Below are 25876 nucleotides of genomic sequence, written 5' to 3' on the forward strand. Positions count from 1 at the left end.
CAACTTGAGGGGGAAACCGTATGAAGAAAAGAATCACATTGCCGCTGCTGCTGGCTTTGGCGCTGGCCGGCGGACTGCTCGCCGGATGCGGGGGCAAGAAGGACGAGCCGACGGCGGAAGCCGCGCCCGGCGGGGAAAAACTCAAAAAGATCGTCATCGCCGAGCCGGTCCATTCCACAGGGTATTTACCGCTTTACCTGGCTCAGCGGGAAGGCTACTTCCAAAAACGCGGGCTCGATGTGGAGGTGATCCAGGCGTCCGGCGGGGCGCACGTGACCGCCGTCGTCAGCGGCGACGCCTGGGGCGTTATCGGCGGCACGGAGTCCAATGCGCTGGCCAACAACAAAAACTCCGACCCGATCGTGTCGGTCGTGAATGTCGTCAACCGGGCCAACGTGTACCTGGTCGCGAAAAAAGGGCTGGCGCCCAAAAGCGGCTCAGAAGCCGATCTGAAGGAATTTTTCCAAGGGAAAAAAATCAACGCGGGGCGCCACGGCGGAACCCCGAATCTGCTGATCCGTTATTTGCTGCTGTATTTGGGGCTTGATCCGGAAAAAGACGTCACCCTGCTGGAACCGGCCGACGCGTCGACCGTGGTAACGATGGTGCAGCAGGGCGCGGCCGATATCGGCAACGGCGCCGAACCGCAAATCAGCGACGGGATCTCCAAAGACGTATGGGGCGAGCCGTTTTACAAGTTCCACGATTTCGGCGATTTCTCCTATTCGGTGCTGAGCGTCAAAAAATCGACGATTGCAAACGATCCGGAAACGGTGCAAAAATTCGTCGATGCGATCAAAGAAGCGCTGAACGCCGTCAACAACGACAAGGAGCTGGCGCAAAAAAATATGAAAGCCGAGTTCCCGACGCTGTCGGACGAGGCGATCCAGGCTTCGCTTGACCGGGCGTATGAGGACAGCTTGTGGAGCCGGGACGGGTTTATTACGGAGGCGGCCGTTAAGCAAGATATGGACGTGCTGATCAAAACCGGCATTTTTAAAGGCGATTATGCTTATGACCAATTGGTGGACATGCAGTTTGTGAACAAATCCAAATAAACGATTGCGGGGTGAGGATTCGTGGACAACAATCTGGAACAAAAGCTTCTGCACAGCCGTACGGCCGTTTTAGTCGTCGATGTGCAGAACGATTACTGTCATCCGGAAGGGGCGCTGGCCAAGGTCGGAAGCGACGTCAGCGGCGTGCGCGGGATGATGCCGAACCTGCATCGCCTGCTGGCGGCGGCCAGACGTTATGAAGTTCCGGTCATATTTATCCAGACGTTCCATGAAGAAGCGACCGATTCCGCGGCCTGGAAAGCCCGCTCGAACGGACGGTCGCTGGAGGTGTGCCGGACGGGCACCTGGGGGGCCGGCTTCTATGAAGTCGCCCCCGAGCCGGGCGAAACGGTGGTGAACAAACACCGCTACAGCGCGTTTGTCAATACGCGGCTCGATTCCGTGCTGCGCAGCCAAAAAATCGAAACCCTGATCATGACCGGGGTCAGCACCAACGTTTGCGTGGAATCGACGGCGAGGGACGGGTTTATGCTCGATTACCACATCGTATTGCTCAGCGACGCCTGCGCTTCTTACTCCAAGGAGGCTCATGAAATGACGATGGAAAACATCAGAGGGTATTTTGGCGATGTAACGGAGTCCGGAAGCGTCATTGCTCTCTGGGAGCGGGAACGGAAAGCGCCGGAAATGCTGCTGAAGGTCGCGAAACAACGGTGACGGAAGCAGCGCTGCAAAAAAGCAAGGCCGCCGCAGGCCGCCCTTTGGGGAACCCCCCGCTGAACAGCAGGCGGCGCCTGCTCGTTCAATACATCATTTGCACCGGGGCTTTCTTGTCCAATCTTTCCGCCGGTCTGTTCAATATCGCGTTGGTGGACATCGCTCATGACTTTGGGGTGAACATGGCTGTCGCGCAATGGATCGTTACGGCATATCTGCTTGTCATCTCGGTGCTGCTGCCGATCATGGGGCGGCTTGGCGATACGTTCGGCAGGCGGACCGTACACAACCTCGGGTACTTCTGTTTTGCCCTTGGGGCGCTCTGCTGCGCCCTGGCCCCGTCGCTCGGCTGGCTGCTCGCCTTCCGGGCCGTGCAGGGCGTGGGCGCTTCGATGTATCAGGCGACGAACATGGCGCTGATCGTCTCGGTGTTTCCCCCGGAGAAGCGGGGCAAAGCGCTGGGCCTGATCAGCACGTTCGTCGCCGCCGGCTCGATGATCGGTCCCAGCCTCGGCGGCGTGCTGATCCAATGGTTCTCCTGGGAGACCAGCTTCTGGCTGCTTGCCGGAGCCGCGCTCCTGGCTTGGGGGCTGGCCCAGCGGTTTATTCCCAAAGATCCGCCTGTGCATGAAGGGCGGATCGATGCGACCGGAGCGTTTTTGTTCGCAGCCGCCTTAGCGGGGCTGGTGACGGCGATCAATCTCGGCTCCGCGTGGGGCTGGTTTTCTCCGGCGGTACTGGCTCTGCTGCTGCTGTTCGCCGCCGGCGCGGCCGGCTTTGCCGCCTGGTGCCTTTCTTCCCGGTGGGAAGCTAGACGTGTGAACGGGTCGGGCGGCGCGGCCGGAGGGAGAATATTTCGCGGGCGCGCAAGCTCTCCGTTCATCGACCTGCGGCTGCTTGCCGACGGGGCGATGAATACGGGCATCTGGATCACCATCGTCACGTATATGGCAGCCTTTTCGGCCCAGCTTGTCCTGCCGGTGTTTCTGCGCAGCGAGCTGGGCATCCCGCCCGCGTTGGCCGGGCTGATCATGATGGGCTATCCGCTCGCGCTGATCGTCGCTTCCCCGGTGTTCGGCAGCTGGTCGGACAAGCTGGGTCCTTTGCCGTTGCTGGCGGCGGGGCTGCTGACGATGGGCGGCGTGCTGGCGGTCCTCGGATTTTTGACGGCGGCGCATCCGCTGCTGCTGCTGATCGCGCTGATCGTCCTGCTCGGCATTTCCATGGGCATGGTCACCTCGCCGAACAACAGCCTTGTCATGGGCCGGGCAGGCGGCGGCCAACTGGGTTTGATCAGCAGCCTGCTCGCTTTGTCCCGGAACCTCGGCATGATGTTCGGGACAGCCGCGGGCGGCGCGCTGCTCACCGGCGGGGCGGGCAATGCGGGAGATTGGGGAAAGGCGGGGACGAATGCGGCCGGCGGCGCCGGAACGCCCGGAATGGCTCAAACGGCCGGGGCGGCGCAGATGCTGGAGCTGGCCGGCTTCCATACGGTTTTTGCCATTTGCCTGGTGCTGGTGCTGTTTTCCCTGCTGCTTCTGCTCTTCACCGTTCGTCAGGGCAGACATCGCCGTAAGGAGACGGTATCATCGAAAATTTAAAATAAACCACGAGAAACCTCGCCGGCGGCGAGGTTTTTTAAGATTTTTGAAGGAATTTGCTGAGTTATGTAGAAATTTCACATCTAGCATCGTATCAGGAAGCGGGGTGAAATGAATTGGATTTTTTCGATAAACTGAAAGCGGGCGTTGCCGAGGCGGGCAGCAAGGCCAAGACGGTGGTGGAAGTCAACCGGCTAAAGATGCAAAACAACACCCTGCAGGGTCAAATCGATCAGCAATATCAGGAGATGGGCAAACGGGTTTTCGAAGCTGCGCAGGGAGGCAATTGGCCTCTCGGAAAAGAAGCGTTCACGCAAAATATGGAACGGATTCTTAAGCTGAAGGCCGAAATCGATGGGAACCTGGCGCAAATCGCCAGCCTGTCTGAATGAAAATATGATGGGGAGCCTGGTGCAAGGTTGTCCACGAACATCCGATTAGGAGGAATTATTTCAAATGCAGCAATTTTCCGTGGTTCTCCGCGAGCTGCGAACCTGGTTTGAGTCATTTAAATGGTATCCGCGGATTCAGGCCTATTCCCTTCATTTGCTGTTCGGCGGGTTAGGCGTCAAGTTTTTGTATGAATTGTTGGCGGCGGTACTTCCATACGGCGGCTACAGTTTTATCCATACGGTATTCTACACCATTCCGCTGGTATCATTGGCCAATTACGCTTTTCTGCTCGGCGCCTGGTTGACCTTAGTCTCGAAAAACGTAAAATACTTGCCTTACGGACTATGGGCCAATGCGGTATTGATGATTTTTCCGTTTACCGCGATTTCGCTTTCACTTCTGATCCCGGTCGCGGTGTATGCGTTTTTGGGATATGCTTTGTTTAAATACACGGCGTCGGTTTATGCTGAACAGTGACGGTTAGTATATGGCTTTAACGATATATGCCCGAGGTTCCGGCCTCGGGCATCTTTATTTCGTTATCCATTCCGTTATCCAAAGTGTCCAGGGTCAGTTCATTTCGTCTCCTGCACTCTTTCCGCTAGTCCGCTTAAATGGGGCTTCAAATCCGGCAGCGAAAGGGAATGCTTGATCGCTTTGGCCACAAGCCTGGCGATATGGCGGGCCCCAGTGTCGGAAAAATGGGTGTCGTCCCGGATGCCGTCCGGATAGTTGGGATGGGCCCCTTCGGGCAAATGCATAAACAGATGGCGGGACCCTTCCTCACCCAGCGCCCGGTACAACTGCTGCGATGCCGCAAAAATATCGAGCAGCGGCGTTCCGGCCTCCGCGGCGGCCTGCCTCATCGCTTCGGGATACGCCCCGACGGCTTCGGGGTCAGGGCTTCCGTCCGCGAGAAAGCGCCTGCGGCTGACCGAAGTCAACAGCACCGGCGTTCCGCCGCGCTGCCTGGCGCTGGCGATAAACCGCTTCAGGTTGCCCGGGTACGCCTCTTCCGGATCGGCGTAACGGGAGGGGTCCTCCTGTTTGCCGTCATTGTGTCCGAATTGGATGAACAGGTAGTCCCCCGGCCGGAGATCCCGCTCAATGTCGGCGAGCCGGCCTTCGTCCAGAAACGATTTGGTGCTGCGCCCGTTGACGGCGCGGTTGTCGACGCGGACGGACGAATCGAAATAATCCTGCAGGTATTCGCCCCAGCCGGTCATCGGCTTCTCGGCGGCGCCTTTCAGCGCAGCCGTGGAATCCCCGGCGATAAATACGGTGATTTTCATGTTTACCTTCCTCCTGCGGGCCCGTTTACAACGTAACCCCGGTTTTGAAAATCGCCAGCTCGCGCACTTCGTTTTGCTCGTTGCGGGTTTTTTGGCCGCTGGCTACCGCGATCACATAAGCGATAAATTCCTCGAGCACTTCTTCCATCGGCTTTTCCAGCAGCGGGCCGGCGTTAAAATCCATCCAGTGCCCTTTGCGGGCAAACAGCTCGTTGTTCGTCGCCACCTTCACCGTCGGGACAAAGCTGCCGAACGGCGTTCCCCGCCCGGTCGTGAACAAGACGAGCTGGCAGTCAGCGGCCGCGAGTGCCGAGCTTGCGACCAGATCGTTGCCCGGCGCCTGGAGCAGGCTGAGGCCTTTTTTGCGCAGCTTTTCGCCGTACTGCAGCACGTCGACGACCGGAGCGGTTCCCGCCTTTTGCGTGCAGCCGAGCGATTTGTCCTCCAGGGTGCTGATGCCGCCGGCCTTGTTGCCCGGGGAGGGATTTTCGTACACCGGCTCGCCGTGAGACAGAAAATACTGCTTGAAGTCATTGATGAGGGCGACGATTTGCGCAAAAACATCCTTATTCGCGGCGCGGGCCATCAGCATGTGTTCGGCACCGAACATTTCCGGTACTTCGGTCAGCACCGTCGAGCCGCCCTGGGAGATGAGAAAATCGGAGAACGCCCCCAGCAGCGGGTTGGCCGTAATCCCGGAAAAGCCGTCGGACCCGCCGCATTTCAGGCCCACGTTCAGCTCGCTGAGCGGCACCGGTTCGCGCCGGTCATGCTTGGCCGCTTCGTACAGCTCCTCCAGCAGCGCCAAACCGGCTTCCGCTTCGTCCTCCACCTCCTGGGCGACAAGGAATTTGACCCGGCTTTCGTCTATATCGCCAAGCAGGCCGCGGAATTCGGCGACCACGTTGTTTTCGCAGCCGAGGCCGAACACGAGCACGCCGCCGGCATTGGGATGGCTCACCGCGTCCAGCAGGATGCTGCGAGTCATCCGGTGGTCGTCGCCGAGCTGCGAGCAGCCGTACGGGTGCTTCAGCACGGTCACATTGTCGAAGGGGCCAAGGTCCGGATGCAGCGCCTTGAATTCGGCGATGATCTGCTCGGCGATGCCGTTGACGCAGCCGACCGTCGGCACGATGTACAAATCGTTGCGGATGCCGACTTTGCCGTTTCGGCGGCGATAGCCGTCGAAGGTCAGGTTGCGTTTGGGATAAATGACGGGATGGAGGTCGGGCCGGTATTCGTACGTTTCTTCCCCGGCCAAACCGGTTTTTAAATTGTGGGTATGCACCCATTCGCCTTGGGCAATATCCGCCGCCGCGCGGCCGATCGGATAACCGTATTTGATCACGGCGGAGCCGGCCGCCAAATCGGCAAGCGCGATTTTATGGCCTTGCGGGATCGCTTCCCGGGCTCTGACGGACAAAGCGTCAAACGCGATTTCTTCCCCGGCTTCAATCGGGCGCAGCGCCACCGCCACGGTGTCCCGGGGGTTCATTTTCATCAGTCGTTGCATGTGATTTCTCCTCCTAAACGCTGCCGCAGGACGGCGCGGCAACCCATTTGGTCAAGCTGCATTAAATCGTCCTTCAGGGCTTCGGCGAGCTGCGGGATGTCCGACAGGTCCAATCCCCATAAGACTTCGCTCTTCAAGATTGTCCGGATGAACAAGTTCGGATCCGGGGTTTGCCAAGCCTCGTCAAAAACGGCCAGCACTTCCGGGCTGTCCTTCCGCTCCAGGCGGTCTCCCCGATAACCGAGCAGCAGGGCGGCGAAGGAGAGGGTAAGGAGCCTCGGCAGCTTCCGGTTTTCCTGAACATGCCGCAGCAGGACGGGCAGCAGACGGGTTGTGAATTTGGAAATGCTGTTCAAATAAATCGACGCCAGCTCATGCCGGACAAACGGGTTCATAAACCGTTCCCGCACGGCCCGGGCGTAAGCTTGCAATTCCGGTTTGGGCAAATGGAGCACCGGCAGCAGCTCGTCGTCCATCAACCGGCGCACGAACGCGGAAAAATCCGCGTCCTTCATAACCTCTTCCACCGTTTGCAGCCCGGCGAGCAGCCCCAGCGAAGCCATCGCTGTGTGCGGGCCGTTCAGCAGATGGACTTTTTGTTCGCGGTAAGGCTTCAGATCCTTGGTGAAAATAACATCTAATCCCGCTTGGGCGAGCGGCAGACGCGCGGGCAGCCAGGACGGGCCTTCGATCACCCAAAGCAGGTACGGCTCGGACGCCACCATCAGCCGGTCCTGATAGCCCAATTCGCGCTCCAGTTCATTTGCCTGCTCCTGCGGAAAACCGGCGACGATCCGGTCGACCAGGGTGCAGCAAAACGTATTTTCCCGGTTCAGCCAGGTTGCAAATGGTTCGCCGAGCCGCCAATCGGCCGCGTAGCGGAGCACGAATTCCCGCAGTCTTTCGCCGTTGCGGTCGATCAGCTCGCAGGGGAGGATGACGAAGCCTTTTTTTCCGAGCCGGAAACGCCGGTAAAGCAGGGCCGTCAGCTTGCCGGGAAAGCTGCTGGGGGGCCGGTCGTTCAGCGTGTCGACGGGATTGTAAGCGATTCCGGATTCGGTCGTGTTGGACGTGATGAACTCCAGATTATCGTCCTCGGCCAAAGCCAAAAAGCCTTCATAGTCGCTGTAAGGGCTGATTAGGCGGCTGACGCTCGTGATGATTTCGCGTTCCCGCACCGTTTTTTGTCCGGCGATGCCGTCGATCGCGACCGTATAAAGGCAGTCCTGCTTTTCGAAATCCTCGCTCACCGGGCCGTTCCGGGGTTTGACCATCACCACGCTGCCTTGAAACAGCCCTTGCTTGTTCATCCGCTGCAGCTGCCATGCCGCAAAAGCGCGCATAAAGTTGCCTTCCCCGAATTGAATCACGCGCTCGGGATAGATAGGCAAGTCCGGGTACATGGTTCTGGAAAGCAATCGTGCCATCCGTCATCGCTCCTTAGCTGAAATGTATGGTTTAATGCACACGTTAACAATTTTGCGTGAATTCTGAGTTGGTTTCAGAACCTTCCCGTCCATTCGGTAAGTTGGTTCGTAGATCTGGTTGGCGAGCGTTTTGGTGAAACCTGAGAGCCTGGGAGCCTGAAAGCTTTCACCTTTGCACTGCTGCCCCCAACTAGCTCTCCCGGAAATCTATCGGTTGCGGTAGCCGCTATTTTCCGAAAAAAGCCTTTTCTAAATCCTAACGGTTGTGAGCGGCGTTATTTGCCTTTTTTCAGTAAAAATAGCCTGATTTAAGTGAAATAAGCGCGGGTGGCATCCGTTAGAATTTGAAACCAGCGTTTTAGGAACAAATAGCGGTTGTGGCATCCGTTAGAGTAGTTTGTGGCCTAACTTTTGCAGGTTTTCACCGTTAAACTTTCGCCACCGTGCCGCGCACCATTAACGACGTGGGAACAAGCAGCTGCTCCGGCGGGGAGTCCGGTTCCTGCATCAGTTCGATCAGTTTGCGCATGCCGAGCTCGCCGATGTCGGCAACCGGCCTGCGGATCGTCGTGAGCGCCGGGTTGGTGTATTTGGCAAACAGGATGTCGTCGAAGCCGATGAGCGAAACCTGGTCCGGTACGGCCACCCGCTGTTCGAAGCAGGCGTTCATCGCGCCGATCGCCATATCGTCGTTGGAGCAGAACACAAGCGACGGCGGCTTCGGCAGGGAAAGCAGCCGGGCCATCATCCGGTGCCCGCTTTCGATGCTGTAATCGCCAAGGACGATATAATCGGGCGAGATCGCGACGCCATGGGCGAGCAGGCTGTCGAGAAAACCTTGCCTCCGCTCCGCCGACGATTTGAAGCCGGGTTTGCCTTCGATGATCGCCAGCCTGCGGTGGCCTTGCGCCAGGGCGTAGTCGATCGCTTCCCGCACCCCGTCGCGGTCGCCTGCCGCCACATTGGGAATGCTGCGGTCCTCCAGCAGCCGGTTTAATACGACCAGCGGAATGCCCATGCTTTTAACGTGATAAATGAAGGCGTTGTCGGCGTCGCTTTGGCTCATGACGAGAATGCCGTCAAACCGGTGCGGAGAAATGCCGTCCAGGTGGCGGATGCTGTCGATCCCGTGCACCGTCAAACTGTAATTTTCGTCCAACGCGGCGTTGATGCCTTTGATGGCGTCGACGAGAAAGCTGGACGAGGTCCCTTGGTCGATGCTGGAAAAAAACAGTCCGATCGTATACGACTTTTTCATGACCAGGCTTTTGGCGTTGACATTCGGAACATAGTTCATCTCTGCGGCGATCTTTTCGATTTTGTCGCGCGTTTCCTTCTTGATCAGCGTACTTCCGTTCAGCGCCCGGGATACGGTGGTGTGCGATACGCCGGCGACGCGTGCGATGTCTTTGATCGTGACCATACAACCTCTTCTTCGTCAATTAAAATTTTCACGTTTTCATTCTAAATCGCGTTTTATTTTAAAGTCAAGAAAAATATCATTTTGCACACGTGAAAATAAATTGTCAACAAAATCATGTAAGCGCTATAATAAAAATAATCCCTTGGGAGAAGGAGCGCCCGTCGATGCATAAAGGAAGCTTGTTCTATAAAATATTCATCCCGATTCTCGTGCTCGGCATTGGTCTTGTGGCCAGCTTTGCCGGTTACATTTATTTCAGCACGGTCAACTCCGTTAATGAGCGGATCGCCGGCGGCAAACAAAGCTTTATTTTGCAGACGAAAAATAATTTGGAGCAGCAGATCCGGTCGATCGAATATGCGTTTGACACGTACAGCACGACGACATCGTTTAGCGAAATTGTCAAAAACCCGATCACGGAGCAGGATTTCATCGCGTACCGGAACGTGAACAGCCAACTGAACTACATCGCCACCTTGGGGATGGAGCGAACCGAATACGCGCTGATCAGCCTGGAGCAGAACTGGCGGATTTCGAACGGCAGGCTGACGAAACTGAGCGAAGCAGAAAGAAACGACCTTATCGCAGCTTATATACAAAATAAAAACCAAAGCCTGTTCTGGATCAAAACGGACACGGGGATCCGGTTCGTCAACACCTTGCCGGTGTTCTCCAAGAACAAACAGGCGATCGCCATGTCGGACATCTCGCTGGAGACGCTGGACCAGACGATCCAGACGGGTGACGGCAGCGGCGTTTATATTTTGAATAAGCAGGGCGAGCTCATGTATTCCGGCGGCCATCCGCAGGACCCCGGGCTCGCTTCCGGACAATTGAAAGAGGTTGTCTCCCGGATTGACGAGAACCATGAACCAACGGGGGTGCTGTCCCTGCAAAAGGCCGGCGGTCATACGTCCGCGCCGAAAATCATTTACGCCGTATCGGAATATAACCATTGGATCTATCTGACCTTGCTGGATCAAAAAGAAGTCGCCGGCGCCCTGAAGCTGGCCAAGTTCGGGATCATCACGATGGGGGCGGTGCTGACGTTACTGATCGTCATTGTGGCTTATATCCTGGCCGTTTACTTTACAAGGCCGATCCGGCAAATCAAACGCAGCCTGTCGCTCGACGATCTGGCCGCCTCCAAAAATGAAATCGAAACGATTATTCATTCCATCGATACGATCATAACCGAAAAGGAAAGCCTGGAGAACTTGATGGAAGCGGAAAAGCCGCAGTTGGAAACGCAGCTCGTCATGAATCTGTTCCGGGGGCGCGTCTCGGCGGACGAACTGGCCGTAAAGCTGCCCAGGCTGGGATATCGGCCGATGGAGGACCGCCTTTACGTAACGATGCTGATCCAATTGGACAATTTGGGCGAACGCGAGGCGTCGGATAAAGATGTGTTGCTGCTGGCGGTCAATAAACTGGTGGAAGAGCAAATTCCGCCGGAGCGGCGGATGCTGCCGATTATTTTGAACGATAAGACCCAAGCCACGATCCTGATGTTTACGGGCCAAACCGAACAGGAAATCCGCAAACCGCTGTTTGAACAGGCGACGGCCTTGATGAAAAGGGCCCGGGAATATTTAAAGGTGTCCATCAGCATCGGCATCAGCGATCCGTACGACAGTTTGCTCGGCAGCAAGGAAGCCTGTGAAATGGGCAAGCAGGCGCTGCATCACCGGCTTAATTTGGGCAAGGAATCGATCATCTTTTATGAGGATATTTCGCAGGGCGTTTCGGGCCCAGTGCTGCTTTATTATCCGGCGGAGCTGGAATCCCGGCTCTTCGACGCGATTCGTCTCGGCGATGAGGAGCAGGTCAGCCGCAGTTTGTATTTGCTGCTCGCGGAGATGATGAAGAAAAACAAACATTCCATGAATTTCGAGGTAGCCCTGGTCCGGTTCGTGAACAATTTGATTGAGCTGGAGCAGCTGCTCGGCATCGAGGTCCTGCTTAAGCAGGACAATTACGCCCTGTATCATGTGCTGCTGGATACGCGGAATCCCGAAGAAATCGAACGGATGCTGGTGGACGAAATTATTTTTCCAATGGTCAGAAGCATGAAGGATAAGACAAACAAGCAATTCCGCAGCTTATCCGAAGAAATCGCCGTCATCGTCAGGGCCGAATACGATCAGGAACTAACCTTGGAGCAAATCGCCGACCGGCTGCATTATAATCCGAACTATTTAAGCAACATTTTTAAAAAGGAACACGGCACGACATTTACCGAATATCTGTTGAACTACAGGCTGGAAATGGCCAAAAAGTGGCTGGTCGAAACCGACATGACCGTCAGGGAGATCGCGGAGCGGCTTCAGTACCATAAACCGCAAAATTTTATCCGCTCGTTCCGCAAAAAAGAGCACGTCACCCCCGGCGAATACCGCAAAGCAAGGCAAGCGGTTTGAGGATAATATAAAGGAGCTTTTCCATGGCGGAAGAGCTCTTTTTTGACAGGTTAGAAAGTGAAAATTGGGGGAATCGGGGCGTGAAGGCCGGCTGCCTGCGTTGATCGACCGTTGGCAGCGGGATCGTCGGCTGTCGGGGCGACCGGCTGTCGGCTGCTGGCAGCGGGACCGATCATCGGCAGCGGGACCGACCGGCTGTCGGCTGCGGGAGCGACCATCGGCAGCGGGACCAATCGGTTGCTGGCTGCGGGAGCGACCATCGACTGCGGGACCAATCGGCTGCTGGCTGCGGGAGCGACCATCGGCAGCGGGACCAATCGGCTGTCGGCTGTAAGACCGACCATCGGCTGCGGCACCGACCGGCTGAGCGTCTGTTGTCGGACCAACTGAGCATCGGCCTTCAAAATAGCGGCATTTTATGTGCTTATTATTAGGAATCCGGCTTGTTCATCCCCATTAGCGGCATTTTATGCCCTTATTTTTCCAGAATGGTTCCGGAACGCGATCATTTCCTTGCGATGAGGGAAAATAGCGACATAAATTGTCTCTATTTCTCTCAAATAGACGGGTATCCCTGGAATAATGACATTTCTTGCCCTTATTTTTTGGCTCAAAACAGAAATTGGTGCTTGATATACGCTGACATCACTAATATCACTAATCGATATGTTGAGGCGGACTAGCAACGGAGCGAAATAACCTTACTTCGTCCTTCGTCAAAATTAAGCGTTCTAAAAGTGTTAACGGACGCCCTCATTTGGCCTTCCAGGCATATTCCAGGCATATTCCAGGCGTATTTTAAGCATATTTCAGGTGTATTTTGGGCTGGTTTTGGGCCGATCTCGAACTATTTCATGCTGATTTCGTTCTGACTTCATGCTGATTTCGTTCTGACTTCATGCTGGCTTCATGCTGATTTCGGGCAAATAGGGTCAGGTCTTTCCGGTCCCTTAGCAAACCCAGGATAAGTTCCCCGTTCCCTCCAATGTTGGAGCCATGGCTATCAATGAACGACGTCAGGCCGTTTTTATCAGGCCGTTTTTAGTCACTTAGCAGGGGAAGTGTTAGCCCTTGACCGAACCGAGCAGGGCCCCTTTCACGAAGTGGCGCTGCACGAAAGGATAGGCGATCAGCATTGGCAGGGTGGCGACGACGATCACGCCCATCTTGATCGCTTGGGCCGGCGGGACGATATCGACGACGCTGTTGTCGCCCTGCATGCCGCTGGACACGATGACGATCTGGCGCAGCAGCACCTGAATCGGCCATTTCAGGGAGTCGTTGAGATACAAAATCGCATTCATGTACGTATTCCAATACGCAACCCCGTAGAAGAGGGAGATGGTTGCGACTGACGGCAGCGACAGGGGCAGCATGATTTTGAAGAAGACGCCGAAGTCGGTGCAGCCGTCGATTTTGGCCGATTCCTCCAGACTGTCCGGCAGCGCCTGAAAGAAGTTGCGCATAATGATCAGATTAAACGCGTTGATGGCGGTCGGAATAATCATGGACCAGTAGGAATCAATCAAATGTACGCTTTTTACGACGAGAAATGTAGGAATCATCCCGCCGCTGAACAGCATGGAGAAGACGACGATAAAATTGATGGTACCGCGGCCGAGCAGATATTTGCGGGACAATCCGTACGCCATCAAAGCGGTAAGGGCCATGCTTACCAGGGTTCCGACCAAGGCGACTCCGACCGATACGCCCAATCCTCTAAAGATCGTTGGCGTTGAAAAAATGTACTTGTAGGCGTCCAGGGAAAACGTGGTTGGAAACAGGATGAATTTCTTTGCTACAATTTCCTGGGTTGAAGCAAAAGAGCTGGCGATGACATTAATGAAAGGCAAAAGACAAGCCAGAGCAATGAGGGCCAATAAAGCGCCGTTGATCATCGTAAAGATCCGATCGCCGATGGAATGTTTTTTCCGCAAAGTTTGTGCCACTTGAGTTTCCTCCTCTTTATCGTTTGACATTTCCACCTTACCAGCGAAAGGAGAATTACGTATATAATCTCCAATTGAGGTCTTGTTCGGACCGGAAAAAGAGGGCCAATAATCCGCATGCTCCTCAGCTTAGCCCGTAATCAGCAACTAAGGTGAAATCACCGAAAAAGCCCGCTCCCGGCCGGTTTTGCAACCGCTGTCATCTGGTGATTATATACGGAACGTCCCCTATCCATTACGCTTAAAAACGTAAAAAGGGTAGTTCCGAGCCCAAGCTTTCGAAGCGAGTTTTGTTCGAAGTCTACTTAGGAAGCAACGCTCACAAAACTAGGCTTATGCTTCCGAAGCGAGTTTTGCTCGAAGCTCATGCAGGAAGCAGCGCTCACAAAACTTTGAGGAGGTTGCTCTAGTGAAAGCCTTAAACCGCAACAAACTTTTATATCTGATGATTTTCCCCGGGCTTGTGTACTTTATTGTTTTTAAGTACTTGCCGATGGGGGGGCTGGTGATCGCCTTTCAGGATTATCAGCCTTTCCTGGGGATTGCCGGAAGTCCCTGGGTGGGGCCAAAGCATTTCCTCCGTTTGTTTACGGAGCCCACGTTTTTTATGCTGCTGAGGAATACGCTGATCCTGTTTGCCATGAACATCGTATTTTTCTTTCCGCTGCCGATCCTTGTGGCGCTGATGCTGAACGAAGTGCGGAACAAATGGTTTAAAAACGCGGTGCAATCGATCATGTATCTTCCCCATTTCATGTCCTGGGTCATCATCGTGTCCATCACGTATGTGTTCCTGAATGTGGACGGCGGGGTATTCAATGAACTGCTGGCCGCGCTCGGCTTTCACAAGATCAGCTTTTTGACTTCTCCGGAGTGGCTGCGGACCGTGTATATTCTGCAGATCATTTGGAAGGAGCTCGGATGGTCGACGATCATTTATCTGGCCGCCATCACGGTCGTGGATACGCAACTATATGAAGCGGCTGAAATGGACGGCGCCGGGCGCTGGAGAAAAACGTGGCACATCACCTTGCCGGCGATCCGCCCCGTGATCATTACGCTGTTGATTCTGAAAATCGGCAGCACGCTGGATCTCGGCTTTGAGCATATGTATTTGATGCTTAATTCCTTGAACCGCGAGGTGGCGGAAATCTTCGATACCTATATTTATACCGCCGGCTTAAAGAACGGACAGCTGAGCTTTAGTACAACGGTCGGATTGTTCAAGGGCCTGGTCGGTTTGATACTGGTGATGCTCTCCAACAAGCTGGCCAAAAAATTCGGGGAAGATGGAGTGTACTAATAAGTGCAATTTTCTATAGATTCATTAAAAGAGAGGGGTATGAAAATGAAAATGAAAAAGAAAATGAAGCAAATGGCGGTTTTGTCGTTCGCCCTGATCCTCTTGTTGTCCGCCTGCGGCGGCGTGAAAAGCGTAACCACCGGCGCGGGCGAAGGTGGCGGCAGCCCGGGAGGCGAAGAACCGGCGACCATTACCTGGATGAATATGCTGCATACGCCTACTACGCCGACGGGCGATATCCAGAAGCTGATCGAGGAAAAAACGAATACGAAAATCAAATTTTCCTGGGTTCCCGACGCGAGCAAGGAGGAGCGGATCAATACCGCGCTGGCGTCCACCTCGCTGGCCGACATCGTCTCCCTGACGATTCTTGAAAACGCATCCGTACGCAATGCGCTTAAAGCGGGAATGTTCTGGGAAGTCGGGCCTTATCTGGATGAATTCCCGAATCTGGGGGCGATTTCCGAAGAACAGCGGCGGGCCGCTTCGATCGGCGGCAAGCTGTACGGGGTTCCTTTTCTCAAGGACGTGGCCCGCAATGGCGTGGTGATCCGCAAGGACTGGCTCGACAAGCTGGGCCTCGAAGTGCCTAAAACCACCGGCGAATTGATGGCCGTGGCTAAAGCTTTCACCGAGCAGGATCCGGACGGCAACGGGAAAAAGGACACTTATGGATTTATCGACCGCAGCGATTTGATTTACGGAGCATTTAAGACATTGAGCTCTTATTTTGGCACCCCCAACTACTGGGAAGTCAGCGAAGACGGTAAATTTACGCCGGAGTTTGAAACCGAGGGATACCTCAAAACGATGGATTACATGAAGGAATTATACGTTAACGGCTATATTAACCAGGATTTTGCCGTTACGGCTAAGAAGGACCAGCAGGACGGCTTCTCGCAAGGCAAAGCGGGCATTTATGTCGGCGCCTTGTTTGACGGCAAAAACTTGCTTAATAACGCGATCGGCATTCAGGACGGCATGGAAATAGCGCTTGTCAACGATATTACTTCCACCGGCAACGAAAGCGACCGGGCGATCTGGGCGGGGAACGGAGGAATCGGCGGTTTGCTGGCCTTCCCCAAATCGGAAGTCAAAGACGAGGCGGAATTGAAGCGACTTCTAAAATTCGTAAACGATCTGATGGACGAAGAGATCTTCACCTTGATGACCTATGGTATCGAAGGCGTGCACTACACGGTGGACGCGGATATGGCCGTCACGATCCTGAATCAGAATAAATGGGAGCAGGAAGTCCAGCCGTTTTCCTCTTCCCGTCCCAAGGAGCCCGGTTATAAAATTCACGATGCCGATCCGCTGAAGGTCGAAGCCACTGAACTGATTTTGGAAAATGAGAAATACGCGGTTTACAATCCGGCTTATTCGCTGGAATCGGAAACCTATACGACGATGGGGTCGGAATTGCAAAAGATTATTACGGACGCCACCTATAAATACATTCTCGGCTCCCTCGATTTGAACGGGTTTAAGGCGGAGGTCGAGAAATGGAAGCAATCCGGGGGGAGCAAAATTATCAGCGAGTACGAAGCTGCGTATAAGGGGGCCAATGGATGAGTTGGGCTGGAAGAACCGCGCAATCCGTGCTGGAACGGACGCCGAAATTGTACGAGAAGGGGTATAACGGCAAATGGTCCTACGATTACGGCGTGGTGCTAAGAGGGTTTGCGCTATTGTGGAAGCGGACGGGGGAGCGCAAGTATTTTCAGTATATCCGGGAACATATGGATTATTTTATCGGCGAAGACGGAAGCGTGCGGGGATACCGCCAGGATGAATACAATATCGATCACCTGAATAACGGCAAGCTGCTGTTTTTGCTGCACCGGGAAACCGGCCTGGAGAAGTACAGGCAAGCGGCCGCGCTGCTGAGATCGCAGCTGGCTGCGCATCCGCGTACGTCGGAAGGGGCTTTTTGGCACAAAAAGATTTACCCTTATCAAATTTGGCTCGACGGTCTTTACATGGGGGCGCCGTTTTATTTGGAGTATTTGCTGACCTTCGAAGACGGAAACGGCTTGGACGATGTGACGAAGCAGTTTATGTTGTGCGAAAAGCATACGAAGGACGCTGGTACGGGACTGCTTTATCATGCCTGGGATGAAAAAAAAGTCCAGCCCTGGTGCGATCCCGCCACCGGATTGTCCGCGAATTTCTGGGGCCGCTCCCTGGGGTGGTACGTCATGGCCTTGGCGGATGTGCTGGAGCTGCTGCCGCAGGGGCATCGCGATTATGCCGAGCTGGTCCGGATCTTCAAAGGCGTGCTCACGGCTTTGCGAAATTACCAGGACGAGGCCAGCGGCGTTTGGTATCAGATCGTGAATATGGGCGGACGCAAAGGCAATTATTTGGAAGCGTCGGCTTCCAGTATGATCACTTTTGCCATCGCCAAAGGAATCCGGCTTGGAGTGCTGGATGCGGACGATTGGCGGAACACGTTGGATAAGGCTTTCCGGGGGCTGATTACGGAATTTGTGCTGGAAACGAAACAAGGCTGGGTGAATTTGAACAAAAACTGCCAGGTGGCCGGGCTGGGCGGGGAGGATCGCCGGGACGGCACCTACGCTTATTACATCAGCGAGCCGATCATTACGAACGATCTAAAGGGAGTCGGGGCGTTCCTGCAGGCCTGCGCCGAGGTGGAATGGCTCGCGGACATGAAAGAGACCCCTTGAACAGGAGGAAAAAGGGATGCATGTATACAACATCGCCGATTTCGGCGCGGTTCCGGACGGAAAAACATTGGTGACGGCGGCGATTCAAGCTTCCATCGAAACCGCAAGCGCGGCGGGGGGAGGCACGGTGTTCGTGCCGGCGGGCAAATATTTGACCGGTGCGATCGAGATGAGGAGCAATATCGAACTGCATGTAAGCCCCGGCGCCGTGCTGTCGTTCAGTACGGACCCGGAGCATTACCCGGCGGTCGTCTCCAGATGGGAAGGCGTGCTTCAGCAGGTGCATATGTCGTGTATTTTTGGCCAGGACTTGGAAAATGTCGCGCTCACGGGCTACGGGACGCTCGACGGAAACGGCGGGCCGTGGTGGGACAAGAAGCGGTACGCGCCGGAGGAACTGGAGTTTCCCCGGCCGAAGCTGATCAGCTTTGACGGCTGCCGCCGCGTGACGCTAAGGGACCTGAACCTGGTCAATTCCCCGAGCTGGACGGTCAATCCGATCCGTTGCACCGATGTGACGATCGACAATTTGTCGATTCATAATCCCGCTGATTCGCCGAATACGGACGGCATCAATCCCGAATCGTGCCGCAATGTACGGATCACCGGCTGCCATATCGATGTGGGGGACGACTGCATCGCGATTAAGGCCGGCACCGAGGATACGGCGGAACGCGTCCCATGCGAAAATATTACAATTATGAACTGCACGATGGTGCACGGTCATGGCGGCGTGGTGCTGGGCAGCGAGATGAGCGGCGGCATCCGCAACGTCACGATCACGGGTTGCGTATTCCAGCATACCGACCGCGGCATCCGTCTGAAATCCCGGCGGGGACGCGGGGGGATCGTGGAAGATATCCGTATCGGCAATATCGTGATGGAGGACGTCATCTGCCCGTTTATCATGAATCTTTATTATTTCTGCGGTCCGCGCGGCAAAGACAAATACGTTTGGGACAAAAATCCTTACCCCGTGACGGAGGAGACGCCGTGTTTCCGGCGAATTCATTTTTCAAACATTACTGCGCGCCGGGTCCATGCCGCCGCCGGATTCCTTTACGGCCTGGCCGAACAGTACATTTCCGAAATTACGTTCGATCATATCGATATTTCCATGGCGGAGAACGCGGCGCCGGGCGTTCCGGCAATGATGGCGGACTTAAGCGAAATGAACAATCGCGGATTTTTCCTCGGGAATGTAAGACAAATCCGGTTTCACCATGTCACTATCGAAAATCACGAAGGGCCGGCTTTTTATGTGGAGAACGGGGAGCAGGTGACCGTGGAGCATTGCGAGTCCAGAAACACAAAACGCGAGGAACGGCTGCTGGAGCAGATTACGGTTCCGCCGGCGAATTTGGACGCGGAAGAGGATTCGGGTAAGGATTCAGGCGAGGAGGCGCGAGGATCATGGTAGCGGAAGGAACAAAGACAGCTTTTGTCCAAAACCCGATATTGCCGGGATTTAATCCGGACCCTTGTATATTGCGGGCAGGAGATGTTTATTACATCGCGGTTTCTACTTTTGAGTGGCTCCCCGGGGTTAGAGTTTACGAGTCGGCAAACTTGGCTGATTGGGAGCATTGCACGGATATATTGACCCATCAGGCAGATTTGCAGGGAAATCCGAAAAACTGCAGCATTTGGGCTCCGCAGCTTAGCTGCCATGACGGTTTGTTTTATCTCCTGTATACCGATGTAAAAAGCACGAAGCGCCCTTTTAAAGATTGCCATAATTATTTGATCACGGCGCCTTCGGTCCACGGGCCTTGGTCGGAGCCGGTATATCTCAACAGCAGCGGCTTTGATCCGTCCTTGTTCCATGACGACGACGGCCGCAAGTGGCTGCTTAATTGCTTGTGGGATTACCGCATCAGCGAGGGCAATAAATCGAGCGGCATCGTGATTCAGGAATATGATCACCGCCTGGGCAAACTGGCCGGCGAACCGAAGAAATTGTTCGATGGCACGCCGCTGAATAAGACGGAGGCGCCCCATATCTACAAGCGCGGCGGCTACTACTATCTCATTACCGCCGAGGGGGGAACCGGGACCGGGCATGCCGTTACCGTGGCGCGCTCCCGGGAACTGCTCGGCCCCTATGAAGTCGACCCGCTGAATCCGATGCTGACCTCGCGGAACGATCCCGGTCTGGCGCTGCAATGCGCCGGCCACGGCAGCTTGGTGGAGACGCCCGATGGAGACTGGTATATGGCGCATTTATGTACGCGGCCTGTCGAGGGGAAGTATGCCATCCTGGGGAGAGAAACCGCGCTGCAGCAGGTGTATTGGGACGAGGCGGGCTGGCTCCGCCTGGCCGCGGGCGGGAACACGCCGCAGCTTGCCGTGCCGCTGCCTGGCGGGGTTATGCCGCAAGATCGCGTGACGGATTTTGCCGATGATTTTTCCGGCCCGGGGCTGAAGGAAAATTGGAATACGCTGCGCATTATGGCGGATGAAAGCTGGTGCTCGCTGTCCGCAAGAAAAGGCTGGCTGCGCATTCAAGCGGGCGAATCGCCGCAAAGCTTGTTTCGTCATCATATCGTGGCGATCCGCCAGACGGACAAGTCTTTCCGCGCGGAAACGTTGGTGGAATGCGCCCCGGTTTCTTATTTGCAAATGGCCGGGCTGATGCTCTATTTAAACGAGGATAACTATTGGTATGCCTATGTCAGCCATGAAGAGGGCCAGGGCAAGGTGCTCAGGCTGATGTGCTGCGAAAGGGACGAATTCACGCTTGATACTGTTTTGATCGATGTGGACCGGTTCACGGCGATTCAATTGGCGGCAGACGTGTCCGGGGTTCACGGACAGTTCTATTACCGGCTGGATGATAAGGAAGCGTGGCTCCCTTTAGGCGGAGCGCGAAATATCGGCTTTCTCTCGGGCGGATTTACCGGCAATTTTATCGGGATCGCGGCTCATGATATGAACCGGTTCGGCGGCAGCTATGCCGATTTTGGATATTTCAGGTATACAGGCAGGGATAAGCGCGGCTAAAAGAAGGGAAGCGAGCAACCGCCAGGAGGAAAAGTAGCGCAAGTATGAAGGAGGATGAAACGCAAGCAAAGCAGACGAAACGCAAACAAAGCTGATGAAACGGAAACAAATCGGATGGACAATTTTTAAGGAGGGCGATTGCAAGTGGATTGGAAGCCGGTCGAGGCGCGGGAAAAATTGCACAGTTTGCTGGGGGATCTCCCGGCGGAAGGGCCGATTTCGGCAAAGCTGTTGAAGTCGGAGGAACGTGACGGCTATTTGCTGGAAACGCTGGTGCTGGATCTGAACGGAAATGACCCGGTCCCAGCTTATGTGGCTAAGCCGAAAGAAGGGGAAGGGCCGTTTCCGCTTGTGATTTTTAACCATTCCCATGGCGGCAATTACGGCAATGGCCGCAACGAGCTGATCCGCAGCAGCGATTATTTGCAGGAGCCGTCGTTTGCCAAGGAGCTTACCGGGATGGGCTGCGTCGTAGCCTGCATCGATATGTGGGGCTTCAACGAGCGGGGCGGGAAGACCGAAAGCGAGCTCGTCAAGGAGATGCTGTGGAACGGCCAGGTCATGTGGGGGATGATGCTGTATGACAACCGCCGCCTGCTCGATTATATGTGCGACCGGGAAGACGTGGATGCTTCGCGGGTTGCCACGATCGGCATGTCGATGGGCGGACTGATGGCCTGGTGGCTGGCTGCATTGGATGAACGGGTCAAGGTCACGGTTGATATCTGCGGGCAGGTGGACGCCGGAACGCTGATCGCCAAGCGGGGGTTGGACCATCATGGCTTCTACTCCTATGTCCCCGGGCTGCTGAAGCATTTTACGACGCTGGACGTCCAAAAGCTGATCGTGCCGCGACCGCGGATGAGCCTTACCGGCCGCAACGACCGGCTGTGTCCGGTTGCAGGAGTCGAGTTATTGGCTGCCGGTTTGCGGGAAGCTTACGCGGCTGCGGGGCAGCCGGAGCATTGGCGGACGGTCGTCACCGGGGGCGGCCATATGGAAACGGCGGAAATGCGGGCGGCTTGGCGGGAGTTTTTGTTGTTGCATTTGCCGGCCTGACCATTTATCGCGCCCATTCGTGTTCAGTCTGCCTGTTCCGCCCCGCCGCCGCGATCCGCTGAAGGCAGCCGGTGGAACTCGCGCTTGTACAGCCGCGTGAAATAAACCGGCTCCAGGCCGACGTAGGACGCGGCCTGCCTGACGGTCAGTTCGGGGTGATCCTGCAGCAGCAGGCGCGCGGTTCTGAGCCGGATCTGCTGCAGATATTGCAGCGGCGTCAGGCCGATCGACTGGCGGAACAGGCGGGTCAGCTGCTTTTGCGAATAGCCGACATGCTCCGCCAGCCGGGCGATGGTGATCGGCCGGTTCATATGGTCGTGCAGGAAGCGGACGGCCACATCGACAACCGTTTCCCGGTAGGAAGCGGGCGGCGGGGTGTGCAGCGGCGGCTCGGAGTCCGGGGGAGCGGGCCTGCCGGCGGCGGTATCCTTCACGATCGTCAGCAGCAGGGACAGCAGCAACTCCGTCGTTTGCCACGGGTCATTGCCTGCGCCGGAGCGCTCCCAGATTTCCCGGAGCGGGCCGGTGAACAGGGAGACGTCCGACAGCTGCAGCTTTTTAGGAGCATGATGAAACCCCCACCGGCTTAACAGGTCTCCAAAATTCTCCACCATCGTAACGTACCCGACGAACCAGGGCTGTTCTCCATACGGCATATACTCGTGCGCGCAGCCGGCGGGGATGTATAATAGCTGGCCGGGGCCGAGGATGTCCCATTTGTCCTTATTCACCTGCAGCTGGCGAAACCGCCCCGAGCCGGAGAGGGTCAGAAACAGCTGATGGGCGGAGAAACCTTTCATCCGCGTGATCGGCGGCTGGATTTCCGTACCCGCGGTATAAACCGATAACGGCAAAAGCTCGCGCAGGGAATGTGTCAAATTGCTTCTAAGCGGGAGCAGTTCCATGGGACGACACCTCTTTTGTCCATTTTGTACGGTGTTTTGTCCGATTTGTGGCTTCCGTCCGATTATAGCTCACATCTATAATGAGAGCAAACCTGTTAGGAGTGTGAAGCCATGATCGAGTTGGAAAAATACTGGGAAACCTTGTCTACTCTGCACGTAAACCGCCTGCCGGCGAGAGCTTCCTTTATTCCATACGCGGATGCGGAAGCGGCCAGGACGGGAAAACGCGGGCGTTCGCCTTTTTACCAGACCTTGAACGGCGCCTGGAAGTTCCGTTATCACCGCAGCTTGCGTGAAATCGGCGACCGTTTTTTTGAAAAAGACGCGGATCCCGCCGCTTGGGACGACCTGATCGTGCCCTCCTGCTGGCAGACGAACGGCTACGACCAGCTTCATTACACGAACGTCAACTATCCGATTCCTTATGATCCGCCCTTTGTGCCGGACGACAATCCCGCGGGCGTTTATGTAAGGGATTTCAATTTGGCGTCGGCGTGGACGAAGCGGGAAACTTATATCGTGTTTGAAGGGGTTAACGCCTGCTTCTATTTATGGGTGAACGGCCATTTTGCCGGCTATAGCCAAGGCAGCCGCGTTCCGGCCGAGTTCGACCTTTCTCCGTACGTGCAGGCCGGCCGCAACCGCATCGCGGTTCTGGTCCTGAAATGGTGCGACGGAACTTATCTGGAGGATCAGGATGTTTGGCGCTTCTCCGGCATTTACCGCGATGTGTATCTGCTTTCCCGGGACAAAACGCATGTGCGCGACGTGTTCAACAAACCGCTGTTGTCGGACGATCTGGCTTCGGGCAAGCTGCGTTCGGAAATTGAAACGACCGGCGGCATCACGGTGAAAGCCGAACTGTGCGACCCGGACGGGAAGGTTGTTGCGTCGCAGGAGGCCGAGATTGATGGCCGAGGCGCCATCGAACTGGACGTGCCGCAGCCGCAGCTGTGGAACGCCGAGGCGCCTCGGTTATATGAGCTTTTGTTGTATGCGGGAGCGGAGGTGCTGCGGTTCCGGGCCGGTTTTAAAAAGGTGGAGATCGCGGGCGGCGTCTTCCAAATTAACGGCCGCGCCGTCAAGCTCAAAGGCGTCAACCGCCACGATTCGCATCCGGCGCTCGGGCAAACCGTTCCGCTGAACCACATGATCCGGGACCTGAAGCTGATGAAGCGGCACAACATCAATACGATCCGGACTTCGCATTATCCGAACGATCCGCGGTTCCTCGACCTTTGCGACGAGTACGGGTTTTACGTGATCGACGAGGCGGATTTGGAATGCCATGGCGTGACGCAAACCGGGAAAATCGAGGAGGGTTCTTTTCATAAATTGACGGTGGACCCGGCTTGGAAGGCAGCTTTTGTCGAGCGGGCGGTGCGGATGGTTGAACGGGACAAAAACCACGCCTCGGTCATCATCTGGTCGATGGGCAATGAATCCGGCTACGGTCCGAACCATATCGCCATGGCCGAATGGACGAAAGCGCGCGACGTGTCGAGACCGGTCCATTACGAGGGCGCGGCCGCCCGGTATCACGGCGATCCGAATACGGAATGCCTCGATATGGACAGCCGGATGTACGCGTCGGTGCCGGAGATCGAAGCGTACGCCAAGGACGAAAACAACGCGAAACCGCTGTTCCTGTGCGAATACAGCCATGCGATGGGGAACGGCCCGGGCGATTTGCGGGACTACTGGAACGTCATTTATGCCTATCCGAAGCTGATGGGCGGCTGCGTATGGGAATGGTGCGACCACGGCATCGCGGCCAAAACGCCGGACGGCGAAAGCTATTTTGCTTACGGCGGCGACTTCGGCGATAAGCCGAACGACGGCAACTTCTGCATCGACGGTCTCGTGTCGCCGGACCGCAAACCGCATACCGGGCTGCTGGAATTAAAGCAGGTGATCGCGCCGGTGCTGATCGAAGCGGAGGATGCGAAGCAGGGCCGCTTCCGGGTGCTGAACCGCTACGATTTTATCGACCTGTCGCACTTAGCGGTGAACTGGAAGCTGGAGCGGGAAGGCGAAACGCTGCAGCAGGGCCGGACGGGTCCGCTTGCGGCGTTGCCTGGGGAATCGCAGCCGCTGACGATCCCTTTCGTGCTTCCGCAGGAGCTTCCGGGGCCGTTTGTGCTGACCTGCTCAGTGCGGCAGCAGCAGGAAAACCGCTTTGCGGAAGAGGGCTACGAGATCGCCTTCTATCAATTCGAGTTTTCGGGAGCGAAGGCGGCCGTGCCGGAGGTTCAACCGCGGCAAGGCGAGCATTACGCCGAGTTTATGGACGTCAAGGAGCACGGCGGCCTGCTGACGGTAACCGGCTTCGATTTCGAGCATGTTTTCGATTTGCGGACCGGGGTGGTCAGCCGTATGTCGAAGCATGGTGTTCCGCTGCTGTATCAGCCGGCCCGCTTCAACATCTGGCGGGCGCCGATGGACAACGACATGTATATCCGCAAAGCCTGGGAAGCGGCCGGCCTGAACCGCGCCGGCATGAAGGTGTACGGCAGCCGGTGGCAACAACGTTCGGACGCTGCGGTTGAGGTCTGCACCGATTTTTCGCTGGGCGGATATACGTTTAGTCCGTTCCTGCGCGGGCAAGCGGTATGGACGTTTGCGCCGACCGGTGAAGTGAAACTTGCTGTACACGTTGACGTCCGTGAAGACCTTCCGTACTTGCCGCGGTTTGGTCTGGAACTGACGATGCCGAAAGGAACCGAGGAGATTGAGTATTACGGCTACGGTCCGCATGAAAGCTATGTCGACAAGCGGGCCAGCGTCCGCAAAGGCAAATATCTGCTTACCGTGGACGACATGTTCGAAGCTTACGTCATGCCGCAGGAAAACGGATCCCGCTACGGGACGGAATGGGCGACCGCTTCCAGCGAACTGGGCATGGGGCTGGAATTCCGCTCGCCGCAGCCGTTCTCCTTCCAGGCCTTGCACTACACGCCGGAGGACTTGACCCGGGCCCGGCACATCTACGAGCTTACGAGACGGGACGAAACGATCGTGTCGATCGACTACAAAATGAGCGGGGCAGGCTCGGGCTCATGCGGGCCGCAGCTCGCCGAGGCTTACCAGCTCAAGGAGAAATCGTTTGATTTCGAGCTGACGGTAGCGCCGGTGTTTAAGGAGGATTAAGCGGTAGAG

Annotated in this window: 19 protein-coding genes; 13 read left to right on the forward strand and 6 right to left on the reverse strand. The window is 55.9% G+C overall.

The features are described 5' to 3' along the window. Positions 1–20 precede the first annotated feature (20 nt). The 5 genes from DYE26_RS31800 to DYE26_RS31820 all read left to right on the forward strand — a co-directional run bounded on the left by DYE26_RS31800 (position 21) and on the right by DYE26_RS31820 (position 4207). Positions 21–1058 (forward strand): ABC transporter substrate-binding protein, encoded by a 1038-nt coding sequence (locus DYE26_RS31800; protein WP_036620755.1) that lies wholly within the window; start codon positions 21–23, stop codon positions 1056–1058. Between the two features lie 21 nt (positions 1059–1079). Next, on the forward strand, positions 1080–1736 hold the full coding sequence (locus DYE26_RS31805; protein ID WP_036620756.1) for a cysteine hydrolase family protein: 657 nt from the start codon (positions 1080–1082) through the stop codon (positions 1734–1736). Then, the gene (locus DYE26_RS31810; protein WP_240534107.1) at positions 1733–3337 is read left to right on the forward strand and encodes an MFS transporter; all 1605 of its coding nucleotides are present in this window, start codon (positions 1733–1735) and stop codon (positions 3335–3337) included. Before DYE26_RS31805 ends, DYE26_RS31810 begins: the two co-directional genes overlap by 4 nt. 116 nt (positions 3338–3453) lie before the next feature. Further along, positions 3454–3729 (forward strand): hypothetical protein, encoded by a 276-nt coding sequence (locus DYE26_RS31815; RefSeq protein WP_051985327.1) that lies wholly within the window; start codon positions 3454–3456, stop codon positions 3727–3729. Positions 3730–3793: 64 nt separating this feature from the next. Beyond that, positions 3794–4207 (forward strand): hypothetical protein, encoded by a 414-nt coding sequence (locus DYE26_RS31820; RefSeq protein ID WP_036620758.1) that lies wholly within the window; start codon positions 3794–3796, stop codon positions 4205–4207. Positions 4208–4305: 98 nt separating this feature from the next. Here DYE26_RS31820 and DYE26_RS31825 read toward each other — a convergent pair whose 3' ends face one another. From DYE26_RS31825 to DYE26_RS31840, 4 genes are all read right to left on the reverse strand, one after another. Then, positions 4306–5022: a rhamnogalacturonan acetylesterase gene (locus tag DYE26_RS31825; RefSeq protein WP_036620761.1), complete on the reverse strand. Its 717-nt coding sequence runs from the start codon at positions 5020–5022 to the stop codon at positions 4306–4308. 25 nt (positions 5023–5047) lie between these two features. Continuing rightward, positions 5048–6535, reverse strand: a complete 1488-nt coding sequence (locus tag DYE26_RS31830) for a UxaA family hydrolase (RefSeq protein WP_036620765.1) — start codon at positions 6533–6535, stop codon at positions 5048–5050. Next, positions 6523–7962 carry a tagaturonate reductase gene (locus DYE26_RS31835; protein ID WP_036620768.1) on the reverse strand — a complete coding sequence of 480 codons (1440 nt, stop codon included), beginning with the start codon at positions 7960–7962 and terminating at the stop codon, positions 6523–6525. Before DYE26_RS31835 ends, DYE26_RS31830 begins: the two co-directional genes overlap by 13 nt. Before the next feature lie 427 nt (positions 7963–8389). Then, positions 8390–9385, reverse strand: coding sequence for a LacI family DNA-binding transcriptional regulator (locus DYE26_RS31840; protein WP_036620770.1), 996 nt, complete (start codon positions 9383–9385; stop codon positions 8390–8392). Between the two features lie 164 nt (positions 9386–9549). Between DYE26_RS31840 and DYE26_RS31845 the strand changes: the two genes are divergently transcribed. Beyond that, positions 9550–11805: a helix-turn-helix domain-containing protein gene (locus DYE26_RS31845; protein ID WP_036620772.1), complete on the forward strand. Its 2256-nt coding sequence runs from the start codon at positions 9550–9552 to the stop codon at positions 11803–11805. A gap of 1064 nt (positions 11806–12869) precedes the next feature. Here DYE26_RS31845 and DYE26_RS31855 read toward each other — a convergent pair. Beyond that, the gene (locus tag DYE26_RS31855; RefSeq protein WP_051985328.1) at positions 12870–13784 is read right to left on the reverse strand and encodes a carbohydrate ABC transporter permease; all 915 of its coding nucleotides are present in this window, start codon (positions 13782–13784) and stop codon (positions 12870–12872) included. A gap of 415 nt (positions 13785–14199) precedes the next feature. On the opposite strand from DYE26_RS31855, the gene DYE26_RS31860 reads away from it, so the two are divergent. The 6 genes from DYE26_RS31860 to DYE26_RS31885 all read left to right on the forward strand — a co-directional run bounded on the left by DYE26_RS31860 (position 14200) and on the right by DYE26_RS31885 (position 21812). Beyond that, on the forward strand, positions 14200–15057 hold the full coding sequence (locus tag DYE26_RS31860; RefSeq protein WP_051985836.1) for an ABC transporter permease: 858 nt from the start codon (positions 14200–14202) through the stop codon (positions 15055–15057). Between the two features lie 51 nt (positions 15058–15108). Further along, on the forward strand, positions 15109–16632 hold the full coding sequence (locus DYE26_RS31865) for an extracellular solute-binding protein (protein ID WP_124332565.1): 1524 nt from the start codon (positions 15109–15111) through the stop codon (positions 16630–16632). After that, positions 16629–17750 (forward strand): glycoside hydrolase family 88/105 protein, encoded by a 1122-nt coding sequence (locus DYE26_RS31870; RefSeq protein WP_036620778.1) that lies wholly within the window; start codon positions 16629–16631, stop codon positions 17748–17750. The genes DYE26_RS31865 and DYE26_RS31870 overlap by 4 nt, the downstream gene beginning before the upstream one ends. Positions 17751–17766: 16 nt before the next feature. Then, the gene (locus DYE26_RS31875) at positions 17767–19170 is read left to right on the forward strand and encodes a glycoside hydrolase family 28 protein (RefSeq protein ID WP_036620780.1); all 1404 of its coding nucleotides are present in this window, start codon (positions 17767–17769) and stop codon (positions 19168–19170) included. After that, positions 19164–20753 carry a glycoside hydrolase family 43 protein gene (locus DYE26_RS31880; RefSeq protein WP_036620782.1) on the forward strand — a complete coding sequence of 530 codons (1590 nt, stop codon included), beginning with the start codon at positions 19164–19166 and terminating at the stop codon, positions 20751–20753. Before DYE26_RS31875 ends, DYE26_RS31880 begins: the two co-directional genes overlap by 7 nt. 144 nt (positions 20754–20897) lie before the next feature. Beyond that, entirely contained in the window at positions 20898–21812 is a 915-nt protein-coding gene (locus DYE26_RS31885; RefSeq protein WP_036620785.1) for a dienelactone hydrolase family protein, read from the forward strand. 23 nt (positions 21813–21835) lie between these two features. Here DYE26_RS31885 and DYE26_RS31890 read toward each other — a convergent pair whose 3' ends face one another. After that, positions 21836–22717, reverse strand: a complete 882-nt coding sequence (locus tag DYE26_RS31890; protein ID WP_036620786.1) for a helix-turn-helix domain-containing protein — start codon at positions 22715–22717, stop codon at positions 21836–21838. A gap of 111 nt (positions 22718–22828) precedes the next feature. Here DYE26_RS31890 and DYE26_RS31895 point away from each other — a divergent pair, with 111 nt between their 5' ends. Then, positions 22829–25867 (forward strand): glycoside hydrolase family 2 TIM barrel-domain containing protein, encoded by a 3039-nt coding sequence (locus DYE26_RS31895; protein ID WP_036620788.1) that lies wholly within the window; start codon positions 22829–22831, stop codon positions 25865–25867. The last annotated feature ends 9 nt before the right edge of the window (positions 25868–25876 follow it).

The organism is Paenibacillus macerans, assembly GCF_900454495.1.
Lineage (GTDB): Bacteria > Bacillota > Bacilli > Paenibacillales > Paenibacillaceae > Fontibacillus > Fontibacillus macerans.

Excerpts from the sequence above, each read along its gene's own strand:
- DYE26_RS31830 (WP_036620765.1), bottom strand. The coding sequence starts at position 6,535 with ATGCAACGACTGATGAAAATGAACCCCCGGGACACCGTGGCGGTGGCG.
- DYE26_RS31875 (WP_036620780.1), top strand. The coding sequence starts at position 17,767 with ATGCATGTATACAACATCGCCGATTTCGGCGCGGTTCCGGACGGAAAA.
- DYE26_RS31835 (WP_036620768.1), bottom strand. The coding sequence starts at position 7,962 with ATGGCACGATTGCTTTCCAGAACCATGTACCCGGACTTGCCTATCTAT.
- DYE26_RS31865 (WP_124332565.1), top strand. The coding sequence starts at position 15,109 with ATGAAAAAGAAAATGAAGCAAATGGCGGTTTTGTCGTTCGCCCTGATC.
- DYE26_RS31820 (WP_036620758.1), top strand. The coding sequence starts at position 3,794 with ATGCAGCAATTTTCCGTGGTTCTCCGCGAGCTGCGAACCTGGTTTGAG.
- DYE26_RS31870 (WP_036620778.1), top strand. The coding sequence starts at position 16,629 with ATGAGTTGGGCTGGAAGAACCGCGCAATCCGTGCTGGAACGGACGCCG.
- DYE26_RS31880 (WP_036620782.1), top strand. The coding sequence starts at position 19,164 with ATGGTAGCGGAAGGAACAAAGACAGCTTTTGTCCAAAACCCGATATTG.
- DYE26_RS31800 (WP_036620755.1), top strand. The coding sequence starts at position 21 with ATGAAGAAAAGAATCACATTGCCGCTGCTGCTGGCTTTGGCGCTGGCC.
- DYE26_RS31825 (WP_036620761.1), bottom strand. The coding sequence starts at position 5,022 with ATGAAAATCACCGTATTTATCGCCGGGGATTCCACGGCTGCGCTGAAA.
- DYE26_RS31895 (WP_036620788.1), top strand. The coding sequence starts at position 22,829 with ATGATCGAGTTGGAAAAATACTGGGAAACCTTGTCTACTCTGCACGTA.
- DYE26_RS31890 (WP_036620786.1), bottom strand. The coding sequence starts at position 22,717 with ATGGAACTGCTCCCGCTTAGAAGCAATTTGACACATTCCCTGCGCGAG.
- DYE26_RS31845 (WP_036620772.1), top strand. The coding sequence starts at position 9,550 with ATGCATAAAGGAAGCTTGTTCTATAAAATATTCATCCCGATTCTCGTG.
- DYE26_RS31840 (WP_036620770.1), bottom strand. The coding sequence starts at position 9,385 with ATGGTCACGATCAAAGACATCGCACGCGTCGCCGGCGTATCGCACACC.
- DYE26_RS31855 (WP_051985328.1), bottom strand. The coding sequence starts at position 13,784 with ATGTCAAACGATAAAGAGGAGGAAACTCAAGTGGCACAAACTTTGCGG.
- DYE26_RS31860 (WP_051985836.1), top strand. The coding sequence starts at position 14,200 with ATGATTTTCCCCGGGCTTGTGTACTTTATTGTTTTTAAGTACTTGCCG.